Here is a 22574-nt window from a genome sequence, read left to right as displayed (position 1 = left end):
TACCTATATTCGTCCATTATATGGTTTTGCCCCGTTTTGGAGGAGTTAGGAAAATAAATTGCTACTTATCCGTTGCCTGTTCAAGGTCGAAAACAATATTGGAAAAAGGTCTATGCACTGCCACTGACATCACCGTAAAGAACGCTGTTTCACTCATATTTTGCGAGTACAAAGTTAATGCTTTTTTCGCTAAAGGGAAAAAATACGGGTTCTGAATGTTACGCATGGAGCTTCTTTCCATATTCCGCTATATTCGTCATGCCGTTCATTTGCTCGATATCCGGTAATTTTGCAAACAAAGTAAAAGGTTATGGAACAAGCGAATGTAAAGGTGTCGTTCTACCTCAAAAAGAGCGAGGCGGATGCCGATGGTATGTGTCCTGTAATGGCAAGGCTGAACATCGGCAAGTATTCTGAAGCGGCTTTCAGCCTGAAACTCCGTGTGCCGCAGGCAATATGGAGTTCGGGGCGTGCTTCAGGCAAAAGTGTGAAGGCGAAGGAAATCAACAATCGGCTGGATGAAATCCGTGCGATGGCATTGGGAATCTATGCTGAACTGTCGGTTGTTCGTGACAGTGTGACTGCGGATGATGTCAAAAGTCTGCTGTTGGGTATGGCTGGTGAACAGACAACGTTATTGAGCTACTTCCGCACGTTTATTGAGAACTTCGCGAAGCGCGTGGGTGTAAACCGGACCGAAGGCAGTTTGAGAAGCTATCGGAACGCCTACAACCATGTGGAAAGGTTCATGCGGGAAAAGTACAACTTGTCGGATATCCCGTTTTCGGCATTGACCCTCTCCTTCATACAGGATTACGATTCGCACCTTCGGACAGATTGTCGCCTCTCTCCGGGAACGATTATCAACCTGACCGTGCAGTTGAAAATCATCGTTGGTGAAGCCGTAGCGGACGGCATCATCACCACCTACCCGTTTACCGGCTATGAACCCGTGCGCCCGAAACAGAAACGGAGGTATCTCACATCCGAGGAACTGCAACGGCTTATGACCATGCCTCTTCACAGACCGAACCTTTATCTCACACGGGATTTGTTCCTCTTCTCATGCTACACCGGCATCCCGTACAGTGATATGCGGCTTCTGTCGAAAGAGCATCTGTCACTTGCCGATGACGGCACATGGTGGATCAGAAGCTCGCGCCGGAAAACCGGAGTCGAGTTTGAAATCCCCCTGCTGGACCTGCCGTTACATATCATGGAGAAATACAGGGACACAGCGCCGGACGGGAAACTGCTACCCATGTATTCCAACAGCACGATGAACCTTAACTTAAAACGTATCGCAAAACTCTGTGACATAGACTGTCCGCTGGTTTTTCATGCCGGCCGCCATACCTATGCGACCGAAATCACGCTCGGACATGGGGTTCCGCTTGAAACGGTCAGCAAGATGTTGGGACACGCCCGGATTGAGACGACCCAAATCTATGCCAAAGTGACTGACGACAAGATAAATGCCGACACCCGTGTGCTGAACGAGAGGATAGCGGAACGCTTCTCCGTGGTTATTTGACAAACGACTAAAACGCAATAAGATGAAAAAGAAAAGTGAACATGCAGACAAAACCATCAGACATCGCAGTACATTCGCGATACTGTTTTATATCAACCGCACCAAAATGCGCAAGGACGGAACCTGTCAATTATTGTGCAAGGTAAGCATTGATGCCGAATGGGAACAGATTGGCACGAAGGTATCCGTCAATCCCGACATCTGGAATCCGGAAAAAGGCCTTGCCAACGGACGCAGTGCGAATGCGGTGACAGTGAACCGTGCCATAGACGAATTGACGGAGGAGATTACCGGACATTACAACCGGATTAAGAACAGCCTGGGATTCATCACGGCGGAACTGGTGAAGAACGCCGTAATGGGTGTCGGGCTGAAACCGCTTACCCTGCTGGCTCTCTTCCGGGAACATAACGAAGATTTCAGAAGACGTGTTGGGCTGGACCGCATCAAGGAAACGCTTGATTCTTACTTGAGATCGTACAAGCACCTTTCCGCTTTCATCAAGGATAAGAAAGGCGTGGAAGATGTCACGCTACGTAGCCTTGACAAGAATTTCTATGATGATTTTGAACTGTTCCTTTGCAAGGACTGCCACATGATGCCCAAGACCGTGCATGAGCATCTGTACCGCCTGAAAAAGATGACCAAACTGGCAGTCAGCCAGGGAACGCTCCGCCGTGACCCGTACTGCCGTCTCCACCCTGCGTTGCCACGACGGAAGAGCCGCCACATGAAGCTGGAAGACCTCAAGAAACTTATGGAGACTCCCGTGGAGAAACCTCAACTGCAATTCGTGAGGGACATGTTCCTGTTTTCGACCTTTACCGGACTGGCTTACGCGGACTTGAAAAGGTTGAAGACAAGTGACATCACACAGTCCGAAGACGGCGCATGGTGGATTCACATACGCCGTCAAAAGACAGACACGCTTTCATCCGTCCGCCTGTTGGATATTCCCTTACGAATCATTGAAAAATACCGGAACCAGCGACAAGGGGATAATGTGTTCAATGTTTACCGCCGCGGCTATTTTATCCTGCTGACGCGGGAACTGGGAAAGGTGTACGGTTTCGATTTGACCTTCCACCAGGCCCGGCATAATTTCGGAACCCATGTCACACTCTCACTCGGAGTCCCGATAGAGACGGTTAGCCGCATGATGGGACACATGTCGATTTCTACAACGCAACTTTACGCGCAGGTGACGGACAAGAAAGTGGACGAGGACATGAAGGCTTTGAAAGCAAGCGGTTTCAGCAGCACGACTGAACTTTGCGAGGAGGATTTCACCGCTCGGAAAGGCAGAAAAAGGCCCCCCCGCGCTATCTGAAAATCAAGAACGGAGAAACGCATGTCCCTATGAACGGGCCGTTTCTCCGTTTTGTCATGTCACACCCACCGCATATCTTCCTTGCACCGCTTGTAGGAATCTTCCAATATTTTAAGGATGTCCGATTCCTTGTAGAGAGCCTTGCCCTGTACCAGATAGTAAGGGACAACACCAAGTGTGCGGTATTCCTGCAATGTCCGTCTGCTGACCCTCAGAATTTTGGATAGTTCCTCGTCCGTCAGGAAACGTTCGCCGTGGAATACGGATTTAGGGGTGTCCTCCATCGCTGCGATTAACCGCTCCATATTGTCAAGTCCCTGAAACAGGACATCGACACGCGGGTCTTTCCGTTCTAAAAAATGATAGCTCATAGTTCTCGTTTTAAGTGGTAGTAATTCGATTCCAATAGTTTGTGTACGTCTTCGGTTTTGAAGAAAATCTTGTGCTTGATGCGTGAGTAAGGCAGGATACCCTTGTCACGGTACACCTGAAGCGTCTTTTTGGATATGCGCAATATCTCGCACACCTCCTGGTTGTCAAGCCACTTTTTTAAGCCGAGGTCTTCCACCGGACGGCACATACCCATTACCTTTTCCTCCAGTTTGCCGAAACGTACCCGAAGTTCATCGAACGTCTGTTTGTCGATACATACTATTTCCATACCAGTCATTTTTTGAGTTGAACATCCATCCGATTTTTCAGTTTTGGGGGCAACACCTTCCCTTTTTGGTTGAGGAACGCTTCCACTTCGGAGGCCTTGTAGTAAGTCCGTCCGTCAATCATGTAATAGGTGACATACTTCTTCTGGCGGTAACGTGCCAGCGTGCGTTTGGTGATACCGAGCAATTGGCAAAGGTCATAGTTATCCAGAAGTGTGTCGCCTTCCAGACACTCTTTCAACTTGTTCATCCGCTCCAGGGTACGGTCGATCCTATCAAACCGTTCCATGATTTGCATGAGCATTATTTGGACACTTTCGCTGTTTATCTGTAGCATAATGCATTCTGTCTTTAGTGTAAATAATAGTTTTGCTTACACCTTGTCGCGCAACAGGTTATACTACATATAGGGCTAATGGCGTACCAATGACCATGTATTTCACTGAATGGCATTGGCATTCCATTGAAATACAGCGGAATAAAAATTTTTAGTATGAAAAGTGGAGATGAAAATGTTCTTGCAAAATGCAAGTTTTTTCGCAAAATGCAAGTTACATCTTGCAAGATTTGCGGTAGATCAGACGGCAGATGCCGTTGGAAAAAGAGGTGGTTTTATGCAGTTCCCAATGTTGTGGTCGGAATGTATTCAACACGGGAATCCCTTGTCCGGCAGAAAACGGCAGCTGGTAAACCACAAGTTCATCAACAAGATCATAGAGGAAAAGCCCGCGAAGCAGCTCCACCGATTCCGGTTCTATGATTTCAGCAAGGTAAATGAATGAATCGTCCCTGTTGTCTTTCTCGCAAAGCAAATCAAGGATGGAATGGGGCAATATAAGGGCCGAGCAGCGTTCACGCCAAAAGGGGAAACCCCGCCTGTCGTTTCTTACCCAGGACACAAGTGCTCCGGCCGGTTCCGGAAGGAAACCGTCCAATGTTATTGCCGTCACAACTTGAATCCTTGCCATAGCTTTAATTCTTTTTCAACCGGAAACTGTAAAAAAGAAGCGTGCAATCCACGCTATTTCTAATGGAGGCTCTGGAATGCCCTTAACAGGAATAGGTGAATGCACGCTATGCCAAGGCATAGCATAAGCAATCACGCAATAGTTCCTGTTAATGTTCATTTTCCAGATTCCCATTAGGACGCTTGCGGTCTTATGTCTATATATAAACGGCAACTGCCCATTAGACAGCACGCCGCATTTTTCGCTATTTAAATGCAAAAGTACACATATTCAGTGACATTTGCACTATTTTTAGTCGTCAAATTCATTTCAGCCCGTATTTCTTCATCTTCCTGTACAGTGTTGCCGGGTTGATGTTCAGCATTCCAGCCGCTTGTTCCCGGTGACCGTTGCAGGCTTTGAGAGCCCTGATAATGCTTTCTTTCTCAAATGCTTCACCTTTCAGAGGCAGGATTGCAAGTGTGTCTGTTTCTTCATTTCTACATACACAGACAGTTATTTCCAATCCATCCACGTCAAGCATCGGAGACTCAGAGACCAGTACGGCACGCTTGACACGGTTTCGGAGTTCACGCACGTTGCCCGGCCACCGGTAGGCAAGCATCCTCTGTTTGGTCTCTTCGGTAAATCCTTGCGTAGTCCTTTTCAGTTCTTTCGAGAAACGTTCACGGAAAAACTCCGCCAACGGAATGATATCTTCCGGGCATTCCTCCAGGGAGGGCTGCCGGATCTCAAACTCGTTCAGACGATGGTAAAGGTCTTCCCTGAACCGTCCCTCCTTGATGGCCTGTTCCATATTCTCGTTTGTCGCGGAAATGACCCTGACATCCGAAATCCGTTCCCTGCCGCTTCCTATCGGGGTATATACATTCTCCTGCAATACTCGTAACAGCATGGATTGGATTTCATGCGGCATCGTGCCTATCTCGTCAAGGAACAGTGTGCCGCCTTTCGCCAGGTCAAAATATCCGGTCTTTGCCGTGTCCGCCCCGGTGAACGCGCCTTTCTCATGCCCGAAGAACAGCGAGGCTGCCAGCTCACGGGGTAACGCGCCGCAGTTTACGGCGACAAAAGGCTTGCCGTATCGTTCGCTATTGTCATGGATGGTCTGCGCCACCGACTCCTTGCCGGTCCCGTTGGCCCCGAGTATCATCACGGACATATCGGACGGGGCGACCAGTCTGGCGAATTTCTCCACTTTCAGGATCATGGGACTTATACGGCGGAACAACTGCCGTTCCTGCTTTCTCACGGTGGCTACCGGGTGGAACACATCTTCCGCCAGTTCCAACAGATGTTCCCGGTGTACCGGTTTGGGCAGGTAGTCCCTGGCTCCCAGTTTGATGGTACGCACAACGTCCGGGACGGAAACGAATTCGGTCGTTATGATGAACGGGATGTCTTTCTTCTCCTTGCGCAACCATTCCAACAGGGAAATGCCGTCGCCTTCCGGCAACCGCACGTCCGACAATATAAGGTCGAACTGCGTTTTGCGTATCAACGAGCGGGCTATCGGCTCGCTCATGGCTGTCACAGCGTCATAACCGGCCCGGGAAAGCCAGTCTTTCTGTATTTGCGACAGCCCCACGTTGTCTTCAACTATCAGTATCTTCCGTTTCATTTGTCAGTCTTTTTATCTCGGCTTCCGCCGCCTTGATGAGCATGGCGGTGCTGTCTATTATCTGCCGGGTATATTCTTTTAACTCTTTGTCGCTTGTTTTACTGTCTTTCAACAAAGCACGGTAAGCCAGCAGGGGCTCTTCCATCCGTAGGAACTCCCACATCGGTTGCATACGGTGGGTGATTTCACGCAACTTATGCCTGTCGCCGTTTTTCATGGCGGCATCAAGTTCTTCTCGGTCTTTCTCTGATTGGGATATAAGAGAAAGCAGTGCCTTGTGCTTGTCATTGACCTCTGAAAGGACCAAACTGAAATCAACCTCCGGTTTTTTCTCCCGCCTGTCTGTCTTCATCCTCGAAAGCAGGCCGAGCAGTTCCGAGGATGAAAACGGTTTATAGATGTAGTCCGTAAATCCGGCATGGAGAAAAGCTTCCTTGTCCCTGTCTCCGCGTGCGGTCATGGCTACAATAGGGATGGTACGGGAGTTTCCGATGTTCGAGTTGCGCAATAGGGTTAATAAATCAATACCGTTGGTACCCGGCATTTGAATGTCGGAAAGCAGCAGGTCATAATCCTTGCCCCGCATCGCCTTGACCACGTCCTTGGAGGTTACGCAGGTAGTACAATTCATCCCGTTACGCTCCAGCATTTCCTTTATCACATTCAACAGCATCGTGTCGTCATCAATGACAAGTACATTCCGAGGCAAATGTGCCGGATGTGGAATTATCAAGTTCTCGCTCTCTACCGTTTCATCCGTGGTTTTCAATGGAAGTGTAACACGGAACGTGCTACCCTGGTCAATGCCGCTCGTCACGTCTATTGTCCCGCCAAGCAGGTTGACAAGACCTTTTGTTATCGGCAGGCCCAATCCGAAACCCTCCGCGTTTCTGACGGAACCCAATCGTTCAAACGGGCGGAAGATACGTAAAAGCGCATCTTCACTCATGCCAATGCCGGTATCCTTGATTTCCAACACCAACTCCCCTTTGTTATAACGAGCATTCAAGCTGATTGTGCCGGTTTCTGTAAATTTGACGGCATTGCTAAGCAGGTTGTCCAGAATCTGTTCGATACGGTCCACGTCACCGCAAAGCTTGACATCGGTACCGGTAAAATCGTGATTGAATAGGATGCCTTTGTTATTGATTACGTGGGAGAAGCCGAAGGCAATGCGTTCCAACAGGGCATTCAGGTTGAACGGCACATCGTTGCGGGTTTCCTTGGCCTCGTTCAGGCGGTACACGTCCAGCAGGTTGTTAAGCAGGTGTACAACGTGCCGGCACACGATCCTGATGTTGTTCAGGTGCGTGTTCCTGCGTTTCTTTTCACGGGTATCCACGGCAAGTTCCGCACTGCCGCTGATTACGTTCAGAGGGGCGCGGATGTCATGAGAGATTGTCAGGATGATATTCTTCCGCATTTCTAACAGCGCGATGTTCTGCTCTATCGTTTCTTCCAGATGCTTCCTGTTTTTTGCCTTGACCTTAATATCCCGTTGTATGACAAGATACGAAATGAACAACAGGATGATTGAGAATATAATCAAGCCGGTAATGACCAAAGTCGAATGTTCGTAGGAAGCTTTCAGACGCTCTTCCTTGCTCCTGAAGGCGTTCCATGTCTGCTCATCCAGACTTGTAATAAGTAAACGCAATTTCCGGTTGAGTTCCCTATTGCACAACCGCAGGCTGTCCGTATAAGTTTCTATGTCCCGTTTCCGTTTATTCAACAACGAGATCAGTTCCTTATCCGGTGCGGTTTGCCTGGTTGTAACAACCGGCATCTGTACGGTTTCCTTGCCACCGAAGAATCCGGCGATACCTTTCTTCTTTCGGGTAACGGTCCGGGTGGTTGTCTGTGTCGTTACAGTCGGTTTTTGATGAAATAGAAGGCTATCCGTTTTCTTTTGTTCTCGGGTCGCTTCCATTATTTGAAACAGATGGTCTTCTTTAGCTGCTAACAATGTACGAAGAGAATCTATCTGTTCGGGTTGTATGAAATCCTTACATTGTGTACGTAATGTTTGCAGCATGGAATCAGTCCGTACACATCGTTCCCGGTAAGCCCCAGAATCCTCATCATTCCATACCATGACGGATTCACCATAAGTTACTAACGTGGTCACATAGCGGTGTGTGGTATTGATATTGTGCTGGGTTTGAAAAATAGCGATTGATTCATTCTCTATTTTCTGTACACGACTACGCTCGTGCAGAACAATAGCGACCATGCTGCCAATGATCGCCATTAAAAGAAAGTATCCTATAAATATTTTATGCTGCAAAAGTATTTTCATTGGCTTGATATTTTACAATCCAAATATTGCTTTCGTACAATATCTACATGCGGCAGAATCACGAAAAATATCCAAGATGAATAACACTAATAATAATTTCAAATTTTTCTATTTATTGCAGTTACATTCCTCCTCCCAACACATGATAAAGTTTGATTACACTTTGTATGCGTTCAAAACGAGTTTGTAGCTGTTGCACTTCCGCTTCGAGAAGAGACTGTTGGGCGGTCAACACTTCCAGATAGGTGGCATTGGAATGACGCATAAGCGATTCTGTCTTTCGCACAGCATCGCATAATGTTTCAACCTGTCGAGCATTGATTTCAATTTGCGATTTTGCCGTCTGCCATGCAGTCAGAGCATCGTTCACTTCTTTTCCAGCGTTCAGCAATGATTGCCGGAACAACAGTTTGGCTTCTTCCTGACGGCTTTTGGCTATCTTCAAGTTGGCGATGTTTGTGCCCCGGTTGAATAAGGGCTGTGTCAGGGAACCGATGGCATTGAGCAACCATTGTCCGGGATTTACGATTACGCCACCGCCGTTATTAGTCCATCCAAGAGTCCCCGAGAGGGTAATATTGGGATAGAAGGCGGCACGAGCCGCATTGGTGGCGTAGAACGCCTGCGCCAGTTCCATTTCAGCCTGACGCACGTCGGGACGGTTGGAAAGCAGTTGCAAAGGGACTCCAATCGAGACAGTATCGGGGAAAGCAGCCTCGGCCAGATTACTTCGTCCAATCGAGTGTGACGGCATGGCAAGTATCGCAGACAGGGCATTTTCTGTTTCGGAAATACTCTTGCGTATGGATAACAGGGATGCTTCGAGTCGCATCACGTTCGCCTTTGCCTGCAATACGCCGGCTTCGTTTGATTTCCCCACTTTTTTCAACGCTTCAAGAGTACGTACGGTAGTCCGCCAGTTCTCCAAAGTCCGGTTACTTATTGCCATTTGTGCGTCAAGCATGGCAAGGGTGTAGTAACTGTCTGCAATAGTGGCGACAAGCTGTGTCTGTACGGCCTGCCGGTAGGCACGGCTTCCTTGTAACGCGGCGGCTGCACCACGCTTTGCCGCCGTAAGTTTGCCGAAGATGTCCAGTTCCCAGCTTGCCGACGCTCCCACATTATATGTCTTTGCCGTTGCTCCGTCATGTTTATTGGCATTACCTTCGGCAGTCAGTCCCAGTGATGGAAGATATGATAGTCTGGCAGTCATCAGGACGGCTTCTGTCGCTTCCACGCGTAACCGTGCCACATTGAGGTCTGTGTTCCGTTCAAGTCCGGTTTCAATCAAGGACTGGAGTTTCGGGTCGGTAAACATTTCCCGCCACGACAGGGACGCGATGGTCGTTGTATCAATGTCCGCCGGTACGTCCCGATACAGATTCTCCGTTGAGAGGTCAGGACGATGATACCGGCTGTATGTGCCACAACCGGCAAACATCCATCCCGACAATATGATATATATTACTGTCTTCTTCATTTAATTATGCTTAACACGTTCTTGAATATATTGGAATACAATAAACAATGACGGCACAAGGAACAACAGAGCCAAAGTACCGACAATCATTCCACCGATTACACCTGTGGCAAGCGAACGGCTGCCGTTGGCACCCACTCCGTGCGCCATCATCAGCGGGACAAGACCGAACACCATGGACAGCACAGTCATCAATATAGGGCGCAGGCGGACTTTTGCCGCACTGTATGCTGCCTGTGCCAGCGTCATGCCTTCCGACCGCCGCTTGCCGGCGTATTCGGTAAGCAGGATGGCGGTCTTGGCAAGCAGGCCGATAATCATGATTAATCCGGTCTGCATGTAGATGTTGTTCTCCAGACCGAAGAGCCACGCAAACAGGAAACTGCCCATTAGTCCGCAAGGCACCGACAACAGAACCGCGAAGGGTATGAACACGCTCTCATACAAGGCGCACAGAATCAGATAGACCAGAACCATGCAGAGCAGGAATATAAGCGTGGCATTGTTGGTCGTCTTGCTTTCCTCACGCGAAATGCCGCCAAACTCGTATGTGTAATTTGACGGAAGCACTTCACGTGCCGTCTCGCCGATGGCTTCGAGCACCTGCCCTGAACTGTAACCCTGCGCCGGCGACCCGCTAATCGAGATGGCGTTGAACAGGTTGAAACGGGTGAGGTCTGACGGGCCGTTGGTCTTGGTCAGGCGCACGAACCGGCTCAAAGGCGACATGCCGCCATCGGAGGCGCGCACATACATGTGGTGCAGGGATTCCGCATTCACACGATATTCCGCCGGAGCCTGCATGGTCACATGGTAGAGCTTGGAGAACCGGTTAAAGTCGGAAACATATTGTCCGGTATAATAGCCCGACAATGTGGAAAGCACATCTGCGGGCGACACACCCGACTGCTCACATTTGGCGGCATCGATATCCACCCAGTATTGCGGATAGTCCGTGGCAAAGGAGGAATAGACTTCGCCGATTTCGGGTCGTTGCGACAAGGCTTCGACAAACTTGTCCGCCTCTTCCTTGAAAGCGGCGATGTTTCCGCCCGCCTTGTCCTGCAAATAAAGCTCGAAACCGTTTCCCATGCCGTACCCGGCAATCATCGGAGGCGACATGGCGAACACCGTGGCATCGGGAATATCTGAAGTGGCGGCATAAATCTTTCCGATGACATCATTCACCGACTGCCCCTCTCCCTTACGATCCTCCCAGTCTTTGAGTGTCACGAAATACATCGCCTGCGAGGGACCGGAACCGCTGAAAGAGAAACCGGCTACCGCACCGCTGTATTCAATCTCGCCGATGCTGTCGAGACGGCTGTTGATACGCTCCATCACCTTACTTGTCTGAGCCATGGATGTGCCGGGCTTCGTGTTCATGCTCACCATGACCGTCCCGGTGTCCTCTTCGGGAATAAGTCCCGTCTTTGTGACATTGACCAGCAGCACCAGCAACCCGAAAGAAATGCCTATGATGCTCCACAACAGCCATCGGCGATGGATAATGAACATCACTCCACGTACATAGCGTCGGCTCAGACTGTCGAAGACGGCATTGAACGCTTTACGGAAACGGGCTGCAAAATTGTTCTTAGTGTTGCCCTGCTCATCGATATAGGGTTTCAGCAGCAGCGCGCAAAGTGCCGGTGAGAGTGTGAAGGCATTGACTGCCGAGATTCCCACGGCAACAGCCATCGTGATACCGAACTGCGTGTAGAACGCTCCCGAAGTCCCGCCCATCATGGCTACGGGGAAAAACACTGCCATAAAGATTATGGTAGAGGTCAGGATAGCCGACGAAACGCCTTTCATGGCATCATCAGCCGCGAGAACTGCTGATTGATAGCCCTCATCGAACTTCGCCTGCACCGCTTCCACCACCACAATGGCATCATCGACCACGGTTCCGATGGCAAGCACAAGCGCGAACAGGGTGAGCAGGTTGATGGAGAATCCAATCATGGACATCACGGCAAATGTGCCGATGATGGAAACGAAGATGGATATGGTAGGGATAAGCGTTGACTTGATGTCCTGCAAGAACACATACACCACCACGATGACCAGAAGTATCGCTTCCAATAAGGTGCGGAGGACAGAGTGGATGGAGGCATACAGGAACTTGTTGGTATCGGTAAGCACCACGAATTCCGTCCCTTCGGGCAAGTCCCGGCTAAGGTCGTCAAGCACTTCGTGAATCTCCTTGATGGTGCTTGATGCATTGGACCCAGCTTTCTGGTTGATGAGCATCATAGCTGCCGGATGCCCGTTCACCTCGGAGGAATAGTTGTAGTATTCATCGCCCAGTTCCACATCGGCAACCTCTTTCAACCGAAGCACATTGCCGCCCGGCAGTGACTTGACGACCAGCTCACCGAACTCTTCCGCTCCGGACAAGCGTCCGCGGTATTTCATCGTGTATTCATTGGCGGTAGGATGATTGGCACCGAAGGAGCCGGTGGCGGCCTCGATGTTCTGTCGTGCAAGTACGGCAGAGATGTCATCGGGGATAAGCCCGTATTGCGCCATCTTGTCGGGACGCAGCCAAAGTCGCATGCTGTAGTTGGAACCGAACAACTGTGCCTTTCCCACGCCGCTGATACGTTTCAGCCTCGGCTCGACATTGATTTTCAAGTAATTGTTCAGGAAGGTCTGGTCGAAGCGGTCATCGGGCGAATAGAGCGCGAAAGTCATCAGTTCGGCATTCTGCTGCTTTTCAGTGGTGACACCGGTCTTGGTGGCTTCCGCCGGAAGTTGGCTCAGTGCGCCGTTCACGCGGTTCTGCACGTTTACCGCCGCCATGTCCGCGTTGGTTCCCTGTTTGAAATAGATGTTGATGGAAGCATCTCCCGTATTCGATGCCGTGGAAGTCATATAGGTCATGTCTTCCACTCCGTTGATGGCTTCTTCCAGAGGGGTTATCACTGCCTTCTGCACGGTTTCAGCGTTTGCTCCCGGATAAGTTGCGAATACGTTGATGGTCGGAGGTGCGATGTCGGGGTATTGTTCCACCGGCAAGGAAAACATGGAAATCATGCCCAACAGTACAATCACCACCGAGATAACGCCCGAAAACACCGGGCGGTCTATAAAAAATCGCAGGTTCATTTCGTTTCGTTTTTAGGGGTTATGCTCATGCCTTCTCTCACCAGTCCCACGCCTTCGGCGACAATGGTGTCACCGACCGAAAGACCTTCTTTTACGATAAACCGGTTGCCGTCGTTCAGGCGGTCCACCGTGAGATAGGCGGCTTCCGCCTGTCCGTTTTTCAGACGGTAAGCGATAATCTTGTCCTGCAGTTCCACGGTGGCGGTCATGGGAATGGTTACGGCCTCCGTTTTCGGGTTTTGAAGGATGACATTGCCGATGCTGCCACTCAACAGTTCGCGGTCGGGATTGGGGAACAGGGCTTTGATTTGTACCGTTCCGGTAACAGGATCCACCACGCCGCTTACGGTTTCAATACGTCCTTTCGCCTTGTACAGGCTGCCGTCGTTGAGTTGCAGGCCCACTTCCGGCGTCCCGGCTATCATGCTGTCAATCGAGCCATAGCGAGCCGAATATCGCCGTAGCATATTCTCCGAAATGGAGAAATAGGCATACATCTCCGCATTGTCGGACACGACCGTGAAAGGCTGTGCCATATTGGGACCGACAAGCGCACCGATGCGATAGGGCAATGTGCCTACTACTCCGTTGCTCGGGCTTTTGATTTCCGTATAGGAGAGATTGTTGCGTGCATCCGATTCTTGTGCCTTTGCCTGTTCGAGTTCAGCACACGCCACTGCCAGTTGGTTCCGGGCGAGAGAAAGCTCGTAGTCGGATATGACCTTCTCGTCAAACAATGCCTGCTTGCCCCGCAGCTCGATTCTTGCCGTTTCCACTTTTGCCTGTGCCGCGCTGACATTGGCCTGCGCCGTGCGTAATGCCGCCCGATAGGGCACTTGGTCAATTACAGCCAATACTTGACCGGTCTTCACCCGTTCACCCTCTTTCACTTTCAGACGGATAATGCGCCCGGATATTTGCGGCAGGATGTCCACATCCTGCCGTCCGCGTATGGCGGCGGAATAGGACTCGGAGATTTCCACCGGACTTGCCGCGACCTTTATGACCCGATAACTCTGCACCGCATCCTGCTTGCCGTCCGCCTGCCTGCATCCGGTCGGCAGGAACAGCATGAGAGCAAATGCGGCGAAATTCGTGATAATGAATTGCTTGTTCATATTTTCTTCTTGTTTTGTATTAATTCATAATAGGTTTGGTGTGTCACCACTGACGGATGGTATTCCACTCTTTTTCGAGAATGGCATAAACACAGGTATCTTCATATTTTGGGGAGCCGTCAGGATTGTTTACGAATGTCACAAACTCTTTGAAACATCCTTCGCGGCGCATACCAAGACGTTCGCATAAGCGTTTGGAGCGGATATTGTCATCTTCCACAAATCCATAGATACGCCGTGCGCCCGCCTCCCGGAAAAGATAATCCAACAATCCGGCTGCCGCTTCACAAGCGAATCCTTTGCCTTCAAAACGTTTGTTGAAATGCCACCCCACATTATAAGTGTCCTCATTCTCACGCAAAGCAAACACGTCACCGATAATAAAGTCATCTTTTTTCAGACTCACCGCATAGCGCAGCATGTCTTTCGGGGAATACTGCATATATGCCCATGCCGCCTCTTCGGAACAAAGGCGGTCTCCGGCAAAGCAATTCACACGAGGATTAGAAAGATACTCCAACAATCCTTCGGCATCCTTCTGCTTGAAATTTCGAATGATAATTCGTTCGGTTTCGATATATATATTTCCTTTTGCTCCATGTCCTGTGGGATTATTTGCAAAACGTACCAATCAAAAGCGACAAAGCGATTGCCGCAATGACAATTGCTTCAATCGCCATGATTGCAATGAACATATCTATTGACAGCCGTTTAATCGTTTCGATAATCATGTTATTCATTTTTTAGGTGCAAAGTTACTACAAAAAAGTGAAATGCGGAAAGATATAGTGATAGAATTGAGTTACAAGGGTTTTGGTTGAAGTGGCGATAATCCGTGAAGCCATTACAATCCCTGCCGAAGCCAAATCCTGACGCCGCTACGTTACTTGTTCGTAACCATGCCCGAAAATGCGACAAACGGGTACGAATAGCGAAACAAGGCTCTAAGGAATAGTGAGTTATCCATAACTCATGCGAAAAATCAGGTTACGGAAAAAGATTGCGCCGTTCCTCCCCGTTTTGCGTACCAACACCGGACTCTTCACCAACTAATTTTGAAACCCAAAAATTAAGGACAATGAAGAGTACATTTTCAGTAATCTACTACCTCAAGCGTCAGGTAGTGAAAAAGGACGGGACAGTTCCCGTCATGGGACGCATCACGGTGGACGGCAGCCAGACACAGTTCAGCTGCAAACTGACTGTCGATCCGAAACTGTGGGACACCAAAGGTGGACGTGTCACGGGCAGAAGCACGGCGGCACTCGAAACGAACCGTATGCTTGACAAGATGCGGGTACGCATCAACAGGCATTATCAGGAAATCATGGAGCGTGACAACTTCGTCACGGCGGAGAAGGTGAAGAACGCCTTTCTCGGACTGGAACACCGCTACCACACGCTGATGCAGGTGTTCCGCCAGCACAACGGGGACTACGAGAAGCAGGTGGAGGCAGGCATGAAAGCCAAAGGCACGCTGCTGAAGTACCGCACCGTTTACAAGCACATGCAAGAGTTCCTCGACATCCGCTACCATGTGAAGGACATCGCCCTAAAAGAGCTTACCCCGGCTTTCATCTCCGACTTCGAGATGTTCCTGCGCACGGACAAGCACTGCTGCACCAATACCGTGTGGCTGTACGTCTGCCCGTTACGGACGATGGTATTCATCGCCATCAACAACGAGTGGCTGACGCGCGACCCGTTCCGCGAGTATGAAATCAAGAAGGAGGAAACAACACGCAGTTTCCTGACCAAAGATGAGATCCGCCTGCTGATGGAGGGGAAACTGAAAAACGCCAAACAGGAATTGTACCGCGACCTCTACCTGTTCTGCGCCTTCACGGGGCTGTCGTTCGCGGATATGCGCAACCTTACGGAAGAGAATATCCGCACCTACTTCGACGAACACGAGTGGATAAACATCAACCGCCAGAAAACGGGCGTGGTGTCCAACATCCGCCTGCTCGACATCGCCAACCGCATAATCGGCAAATACCGGGGACTGTGCGGGGACGGCAGGATATTTCCCGTTCCGCATTATAACACGTGCCTTGCCGGTATCCGTGCCGTCGCCAAGCGTTGCGGCATCACCAAGCATATCACGTGGCATCAGAGCCGCCACACGGCAGCCACGACGATATTCCTCTCCAACGGTGTTCCCATCGAAACGGTCAGCTCCATGCTCGGACACAAGAGCATAAAGACGACGCAGATTTACGCAAGTGCGCCCAGAATGGTCGCTTAATAAATACTTCTTTAGCAAGAAGTTAGGATTGGGTTCGATATAATCCTATCGTCAATCAGTTTATCCAAAGGGGAAACCCGATGGGGAGTGTAGCATACTGATTAAAGCTCCAAGTCCACTAATAGTCAAGTGGCGACTGAGGGGCAAGACGAAAAGGCATACATAAGGATGAAGCCTTGATTGGTTGAACGATAGTTCAGTGGTACCAAATCTTGCAACAACGGAAGACTATTATACATACGTTGTTTCATAGTACTCTGCCTATTTTGTGCGTTAGTGCAGAGCATAAAGAACCGACTATGACACAGCCGCAATAAGCGGACAAGAACGAAAGTCGCATCCGACAGTATGCCGTGCTAATAGTTATTAAGAGAACTAACTGGGGATTACCTAAGTCGGAACGCTGGAATAAACAGCTATAAAGAAAGCTTTTGAATATCCGATATGGTAACGGAACTTCCGTAGTAGTCCGAGCAAGGGAAAGCCTTGTACATGGCGAAGGGAGGTAGTCTGTAACTTTAATACGAACAACGGAAAACGTGAGAGACGTATGAGAAATCCAGAGCAAGTATTAAACATTTTAGCTGGACACAGCAACGAGCCTGAGTATAAATACGAAAGGCTCTACCGTATTCTATTCAATGAACAGATGTTCTTTGCCGCCTACCAACGTATGTATGCAAAGCCGGGAAACATGACACCCGGCACTGATGGCAAAACAGAGGATGAAATGAGCATTGATAGGATAAACAAACTCATAGAGAGTATAAAGGATGAGACTTATAGTCCCAATCCTGCAAAGAGAATTTACATTCCGAAAAAGAATGGGAAGATGCGTCCGTTAGGAATACCGTCTTTTGAAGACAAATTGGTTCAAGAGGCAGTAAGAATGGTGCTTGAAGCTATATATGAGGGACACTTTGAGTGGACATCGCACGGCTTCAGACCAAACAGAAGCTGCCACACAGCACTGAAAAGTCTACAAAATAATTTCAACGGTGCAAAATGGTTCATCGAGGGAGATATAAAAGGCTTCTTTGACAACATAGACCATGATGTGCTGATAGAAATAATGAAAGGCAGAATAGCAGATGACAGATTTCTTCGTCTGATACGGAAATTCCTCAATGCAGGGTACATGGAAGAGTGGCAATTCAACAAGACTTATTCAGGGACACCGCAAGGTGGTATCATAAGCCCTGTTTTGGCAAATATATACCTTGACAAGTTCGATAAGTACATGAATGAATATGCCAACAAATTCAATAAAGGGACAGTAAGAAGCCGCAACAAGGATATTTGCAAACTCAACAGCAGAGTACACTACCTAAAACGTAGGATAAATGAAGTAGAGGATGTAAACGTAAGAACAAGGATGGTAGAAGAACTGCACGAAAAGCAGAAGCGGATACTAACAATGCCAAGTGGCAACGATATGGACAGAAATTTTCGCAGACTGAGATATCTGCGCTACGCCGATGATTTTCTAATCGGGGTTATCGGAACGAAAAACGAATGTGAGACAATCAAAGCTGACATCACCAAGTTTATGCAGGAAAAGTTAAGGCTGGAGATGTCACAGGAAAAGACTTTGATTACAAATGCACAAGACAGCGCAAAATTTTTGGGTTACGAAATATATGTCCGTAAAGACTATGCCACAAAGAGAAACAGTAACGGAACAGTGCGCAGATACTTCAACGGGAACGTGATATTGCACGTTTCAAGAGAAGTAATCAAGAATAAACTGCTCAGCCTCGAAGCCATGAAAGTTGTCACCAAACGCGGCAAGGAAACATGGGTGTCAAAAGGCAGGACTTATATGATTGACAATGAAGCGCACGAGATTGTATCTCAGTTTAATACCGAAATACGAGGGTTCTACAACTATTACTCAATAGCAAACAATGCATCGGCTTTGGGACGCTCTTTCGGCTGTATTATGAAGTTCTCCATGTACAAAACTCTTGCTCAAAAGCTGAATATGTCAGTGAGAAAAGTCATTGAAACATACCGCAAGGACAATCTCTTTGCCGTGCCTTTTGTAAACAAGGGAGGAGAAACCAAGTACAGGGTATTCTACAATGAGGGTTACGCCCGTAAAACGGATTGTGAAACAGCCCCAAGTGACAATCTGCCGTATATGTTCAAAACACCATCGTTAAGTTTGATAGAAAGGCTTACAACAAAAACGTGCGAACTATGTGGCAAGCACGGAGAAGTGGTAATGCACCATGTCCGCACTCTCAAAGAGTTAAAAGGTAAAAATGACTGGGAACGCAAAATGCTCTATATGCACAGAAAGACTTTGGTCGTATGTGCGGAGTGTAACGCAAAAATCCAGAGCTGTGATAAGTAAAATGATGTTACAGATGGAGAGCCGTATACATGGAGACGTGTAAGTACGGTTCGGGGGCAGATAAACGAAAACCTACCGCTGTAAAGCGGAAAGGCGTTGTTTACCGAGCCTACAGATAACCAAAGAGAAGCTCAATCAGGACATGGAGAACCTTGCCGCAAGATTGAACGGCGTCGAGGAATTTGCAGGTTGCACCATCTAAAAAGAAAAGCCATGAAACGTGACACAATCATCATCGAGGACAAGGCAGTCAGCGTAACCGGTAACGACGTGTGGATGACCGCCACCGAAATAGCCGGATTGTTCCATACGACCGTCCCGGCAGTGAACGCCGCCATCAGAGCCGTCCGCAAGTCGGACGTGCTGAACGACTACGAGGTGTGCCGCTACATGCAGCTTGAAAACGGGCTGCACGCGGACGTGTACGCCCTTGAAATCATCATCCCGGTCGCTTTCAGGGTGAATACCTACAACACCCACCTGTTCCGCACATGGCTGGTGGGAAAGGCACTCTCACAAGAGAAACGGCAGACATACGTGATGTTCATACAGAACGGAAAAGCCGGGTATTGCTGATTGCACATACCCCATAAGACAAGTAAACGGGTAGCACCACAAAAGGTGTCACCCGTTTACTTTTTCATGAAACCGCCTCACTCCAGCGGCTTGCGGTAGTTCGCTTCCAGTACCCCGCGCAGCCCCGTTTCCGGGTAAAGCACCTTCCCTCCCAAAAGTATGAAGGGCAACACGCGGTTGTTGCGGTATTCCTGCAAGGTGCGCCGGCTCACACGGAGCAGTTCCGACACCTCGCCGTCCGTCAGGTAACGTTCCCCGTCCAGCGGAGGACGGTAGCTTTCCAGAAATGCGGACAGCCATTTCGAGCCTTTGCGCATATCCTGCACCACAGAGGCTATCGGCTCGTCTTCCATCGTAAAAACATCGTTGTTCTCGTTCATCATAACTTCGGATTCAGTGGGTGAATAAATCAAATCATCTGCCGTGCGGATAGAGCGTGCCGACAAGCGGTATCAGCCGCTTCACCTCCTCTGGCTTGTAATAGAACCTGCGGTTTATCTGCGAGTAGCCGATAAGCCGCCTGTCACGCAGCGTCTGCAACGTGCGCGGGCTTATTCTCAACTGCCCGCAGACCTCCTCGCCCGTGAGCCATCTTTCCATGCGCCCCGTGTCGCTTTTGCGCCTTAGGGCGGCGACCTTCTCCGAGAGTGCGCCGAATGCCGCCACCATCATCTCGAAAGTCTTTTTCTCGATAGATACTATTTCCATATTCATGTCATTTAGAGTTTGCCGCAAAGGTAACGAAACGGCATACAAGACGTATCGTTTTCCGCTGAAAGGCTGCCTGTTGCGCCGTTTGACCGGGTTACGGAGCCATCTTCCGCAAAAATCTTACGTGAGTCACGTAGTGAGTTGTTAAAGCCCCTTTTGTTTATTGCCGAATTTTGTCGCAGAAACAAAAAGAAAGGACTGAACATGAAAGTGATAACAATGGAAAGTTCCGCCTACAAGGAGATGATGGCGCAGATTGCGAACATCGCAGGGTACATCCGCGAGGCAAGGGACGAGAAGAAACGGAAGCGGGAAACCGAAGACAAGCTGCTTGACACGGCACAGGCGGCGAAGATGCTCAACGTGAGCAAGCGCACCATGCAGCGTATGCGCACCGACCACCGTATCGAGTATGTGGTGGTACGCGGAAGCTGCCGCTACCGCCTTTCCGAGATACTGCGGCTATTGGAGGACAACACAGTAAGGAACGAGGAAGGGACAATAGACACCCTGTTCCACAACCACACGCTGCGCACGGGCGGCAAACCAAAAGGAAGGAGGACATAGGTCATGGAACTGCTCACACGAAACAACTTCGAGGGCTGGATGCAGAAGCTGATGGAACGGCTCGACCGTCAGGACGAACTGCTGCTGGCGATGAAGGCTGAGGGGAAACAGCCCACTATCACGGAAAGCATCCGCCTTTTCGACAATCAGGATTTGTGCATGTTGCTCCAGATAAGCAAACGCACCCTCCAACGCTACCGCAGCGTAGGCGCATTGCCCTACAAGACGCTGGGCAAGAAGACCTATTACAGCGAGGAGGACGTGCTGACATTCCTTTCCAACCATATCAAGGACTTCAAAAAGGAAGATATAGCCTTCTACAAGGCTCGTATCCATAATTTCTTTCATAAATAACCCATTAAAACATTTTTCAGATGGCAAAGAAAAAAGACGAAAAGGACGTGCTGGTAGTCCGTGACGAGAAGACAGGCGAGATCAGCGTGGTAGCCGGGCTGAACGCGGACGGCACACCCAAGCGCACCCCCGCAAAAGCGGAGAACGCGCAGAGTTTCCTGCAATTCGACCGACATGGCGACGTGCTGGACAACTTCTTCAAGAACTTCTTCCGGCAGTGCAAGGAACCCAGCCGCTTCGGTTTCTACCGCATTGCGGCAGACCAAGCTGAAAATCTCTTAGAGGTGATGAAGCAACTGCTGAAAGACCCCGAAGCGAACAAGGAGCTGCTCGCCCCTCACAAGGTGGACACCTCCGACTATGAGAAGAAGGTGCAGGAAGAGATGGCAGCACAACAGACAGAGAAACAAGAACCTCAAAAACAGGAGAACATGGAACAACGGAAAGAACAGCAACAGGACAAATCCGAACAGATGCAGGGCAAACGTGGCTACCAGCCCATCGACGAGAGTAAAATCAACTGGCAGGAGCTGGAGGACAGATGGGGCGTAAAGCGGGACAACCTTGAAAAGTCCGGCGACCTTACGAAGATGCTCAACTATGGCAAGTCCGACTTGGTAAAGGTCAAACCGACCTTCGGCGGCGAATCATTCGAGCTGGACGCCCGCCTCTCCTTCAAGAAGGACGGTGAGGGAAACATCAGCCTCGTGCCGCACTTCATCCGCAAGGAGCAGAAGCTGGATGAGTACAAGGAACACAAATTCTCCGACAATGACCGGAAGAACCTCCGCGAAACGGGCAATCTCGGTAGGGTCGTGGACATTGTGGACAGGGAAACGGGCGAGATCATCCCCTCCTACATCAGCATCGACCGCAAGACGAATGAAATCACGGACATTCCGGCAAGCAGGGTGCGCATCCCGGAGCGCATCGGCAAGACGGAAATCACCACGCAGGAGCGGGACATGCTCCGCGCCGGACTGCCCGTACGCGACAAGCTCATCGAGCGCAACGACGGCAGAAAGTTCGTCACCACCCTGCAAGTGAACGTGGAGCAGCGCGGCGTGGAGTTCGTGCCGGGAACCGGCAAGTCGCCCCGTACCGCACAGACACAGGAAACCAAAGGCGACACATCGAAAAGTCAGGCGCAGGGCGGGGAAAATGCCGCACAGACCAAGAAGGAGCAACGCCGCAACACGTGGACGAACGAGGACGGCAGCATCCGCCCCATCAGCAAATGGAGCGGCGTGAGCTTCACCGACCAGCAGAAAGCCGACTATGTGGCGGGTAAAGCCGTGAAGCTGGAGAACGTGACCGACAAGCAGGGCTTCCATGCCACGATGTATATCAAGTTCAACCCGGAGAAGGGACGCCCGTACCGCTACGACACGAACCCTGACAATGCACAGCAGGTTGCTCCGTCCAACGAGAGCCGCACGCAGGTGGCGGTGAACAACGATGGCAAGACCAACGAGGCTACAAAGAATCTGAGAGAGCCGTTGCAGAAAGGTCAGACCAACCCGAAGGACGCCCGCCAGCAACAGCAGCAGGAGAAGCCGCAGAAGAAAACGGGCAAGGGCATGAAAATGTAATCCCGTGTCCGCCACTGAATCCAAAATAAAATCCAAAGTATCAA

Annotated in this window: 20 protein-coding genes; 8 read left to right on the top strand and 12 right to left on the bottom strand. The window is 49.8% G+C overall.

What is annotated here, in order from left to right; all coding sequences use genetic code 11:
- The first annotated feature begins 310 nt into the window (after nucleotides 1–310).
- Nucleotides 311–1534 (top strand): site-specific integrase, encoded by a 1224-nt coding sequence (locus DXD65_RS11015; protein WP_008766703.1) that lies wholly within the window; start codon nucleotides 311–313, stop codon nucleotides 1532–1534.
- Nucleotides 1535–1556: 22 nt separating this feature from the next.
- Complete coding sequence (locus DXD65_RS11010; RefSeq protein ID WP_008766702.1) at nucleotides 1557–2864, top strand: site-specific integrase; 1308 nt, start codon at nucleotides 1557–1559, stop codon at nucleotides 2862–2864.
- A gap of 59 nt (nucleotides 2865–2923) precedes the next feature.
- Here the strand turns inward: DXD65_RS11010 and DXD65_RS11005 are convergent, their stop codons facing one another.
- The 10 genes from DXD65_RS11005 to DXD65_RS10960 all read right to left on the bottom strand — a co-directional run bounded on the left by DXD65_RS11005 (nucleotide 2924) and on the right by DXD65_RS10960 (nucleotide 14706).
- A complete protein-coding gene (locus tag DXD65_RS11005) occupies nucleotides 2924–3235 on the bottom strand; it encodes a helix-turn-helix domain-containing protein (RefSeq protein WP_008766701.1) in 312 nt (103 codons plus the stop codon).
- A complete protein-coding gene (locus DXD65_RS11000) occupies nucleotides 3232–3525 on the bottom strand; it encodes a helix-turn-helix domain-containing protein (protein WP_008766700.1) in 294 nt (97 codons plus the stop codon). Before DXD65_RS11000 ends, DXD65_RS11005 begins: the two co-directional genes overlap by 4 nt.
- A 5-nt stretch (nucleotides 3526–3530) precedes the next feature.
- A complete protein-coding gene (locus DXD65_RS10995) occupies nucleotides 3531–3860 on the bottom strand; it encodes a helix-turn-helix domain-containing protein (RefSeq protein ID WP_008766699.1) in 330 nt (109 codons plus the stop codon).
- A 214-nt stretch (nucleotides 3861–4074) separates the two neighbouring features.
- On the bottom strand, nucleotides 4075–4491 hold the full coding sequence (locus tag DXD65_RS10990; RefSeq protein WP_008766698.1) for a hypothetical protein: 417 nt from the start codon (nucleotides 4489–4491) through the stop codon (nucleotides 4075–4077).
- Between the two features lie 304 nt (nucleotides 4492–4795).
- Nucleotides 4796–6112 carry a sigma-54-dependent transcriptional regulator gene (locus DXD65_RS10985; RefSeq protein ID WP_008766697.1) on the bottom strand — a complete coding sequence of 439 codons (1317 nt, stop codon included), beginning with the start codon at nucleotides 6110–6112 and terminating at the stop codon, nucleotides 4796–4798.
- Nucleotides 6087–8411: an ATP-binding protein gene (locus DXD65_RS10980; RefSeq protein ID WP_117616105.1), complete on the bottom strand. Its 2325-nt coding sequence runs from the start codon at nucleotides 8409–8411 to the stop codon at nucleotides 6087–6089. Before DXD65_RS10980 ends, DXD65_RS10985 begins: the two co-directional genes overlap by 26 nt.
- A 121-nt stretch (nucleotides 8412–8532) precedes the next feature.
- Nucleotides 8533–9891 (bottom strand): efflux transporter outer membrane subunit, encoded by a 1359-nt coding sequence (locus DXD65_RS10975; RefSeq protein ID WP_005809240.1) that lies wholly within the window; start codon nucleotides 9889–9891, stop codon nucleotides 8533–8535.
- Nucleotides 9892–13005 carry an efflux RND transporter permease subunit gene (locus tag DXD65_RS10970; RefSeq protein ID WP_117616106.1) on the bottom strand — a complete coding sequence of 1038 codons (3114 nt, stop codon included), beginning with the start codon at nucleotides 13003–13005 and terminating at the stop codon, nucleotides 9892–9894.
- Entirely contained in the window at nucleotides 13002–14123 is a 1122-nt protein-coding gene (locus tag DXD65_RS10965) for an efflux RND transporter periplasmic adaptor subunit (protein ID WP_005809248.1), read from the bottom strand. Before DXD65_RS10965 ends, DXD65_RS10970 begins: the two co-directional genes overlap by 4 nt.
- Nucleotides 14124–14166: 43 nt before the next feature.
- Nucleotides 14167–14706, bottom strand: a complete 540-nt coding sequence (locus tag DXD65_RS10960; RefSeq protein WP_117616111.1) for a GNAT family N-acetyltransferase — start codon at nucleotides 14704–14706, stop codon at nucleotides 14167–14169.
- 495 nt (nucleotides 14707–15201) lie between these two features.
- Between DXD65_RS10960 and DXD65_RS10950 the strand changes: the two genes are divergently transcribed.
- From DXD65_RS10950 to DXD65_RS10940, 3 genes are all read left to right on the top strand, one after another.
- The gene (locus DXD65_RS10950; protein ID WP_117887630.1) at nucleotides 15202–16371 is read left to right on the top strand and encodes a site-specific integrase; all 1170 of its coding nucleotides are present in this window, start codon (nucleotides 15202–15204) and stop codon (nucleotides 16369–16371) included.
- Between the two features lie 550 nt (nucleotides 16372–16921).
- A complete protein-coding gene (gene ltrA / locus DXD65_RS10945; protein ID WP_013610569.1) occupies nucleotides 16922–18730 on the top strand; it encodes a group II intron reverse transcriptase/maturase in 1809 nt (602 codons plus the stop codon).
- 213 nt (nucleotides 18731–18943) lie between these two features.
- On the top strand, nucleotides 18944–19306 hold the full coding sequence (locus DXD65_RS10940) for a hypothetical protein (RefSeq protein WP_004291423.1): 363 nt from the start codon (nucleotides 18944–18946) through the stop codon (nucleotides 19304–19306).
- Between the two features lie 77 nt (nucleotides 19307–19383).
- Here DXD65_RS10940 and DXD65_RS10935 read toward each other — a convergent pair whose 3' ends face one another.
- Nucleotides 19384–19689, bottom strand: coding sequence for a helix-turn-helix domain-containing protein (locus tag DXD65_RS10935; RefSeq protein WP_004291424.1), 306 nt, complete (start codon nucleotides 19687–19689; stop codon nucleotides 19384–19386).
- Nucleotides 19690–19720: 31 nt separating this feature from the next.
- A complete protein-coding gene (locus DXD65_RS10930; RefSeq protein ID WP_004291426.1) occupies nucleotides 19721–20020 on the bottom strand; it encodes a helix-turn-helix domain-containing protein in 300 nt (99 codons plus the stop codon).
- 201 nt (nucleotides 20021–20221) lie between these two features.
- Here DXD65_RS10930 and DXD65_RS10920 point away from each other — a divergent pair, with 201 nt between their 5' ends.
- The 3 genes from DXD65_RS10920 to DXD65_RS10910 are packed head-to-tail and all read left to right on the top strand — an operon-like array spanning nucleotide 20222 to nucleotide 22530.
- A complete protein-coding gene (locus DXD65_RS10920; protein WP_004304264.1) occupies nucleotides 20222–20584 on the top strand; it encodes a helix-turn-helix domain-containing protein in 363 nt (120 codons plus the stop codon).
- Between the two features lie 3 nt (nucleotides 20585–20587).
- Complete coding sequence (locus tag DXD65_RS10915) at nucleotides 20588–20938, top strand: helix-turn-helix domain-containing protein (protein ID WP_004291454.1); 351 nt, start codon at nucleotides 20588–20590, stop codon at nucleotides 20936–20938.
- A 20-nt stretch (nucleotides 20939–20958) separates the two neighbouring features.
- Nucleotides 20959–22530, top strand: coding sequence for a DUF3945 domain-containing protein (locus tag DXD65_RS10910; RefSeq protein WP_004291455.1), 1572 nt, complete (start codon nucleotides 20959–20961; stop codon nucleotides 22528–22530).
- Nucleotides 22531–22574 lie beyond the last annotated feature (44 nt).

The organism is Bacteroides sp. 4_1_36, from assembly GCF_003466325.1.
Lineage (GTDB): Bacteria > Bacteroidota > Bacteroidia > Bacteroidales > Bacteroidaceae > Bacteroides > Bacteroides uniformis.
Note: the sequence above shows the minus strand (reverse complement) of the source record. Positions and strands in the feature narration are given on the sequence as shown.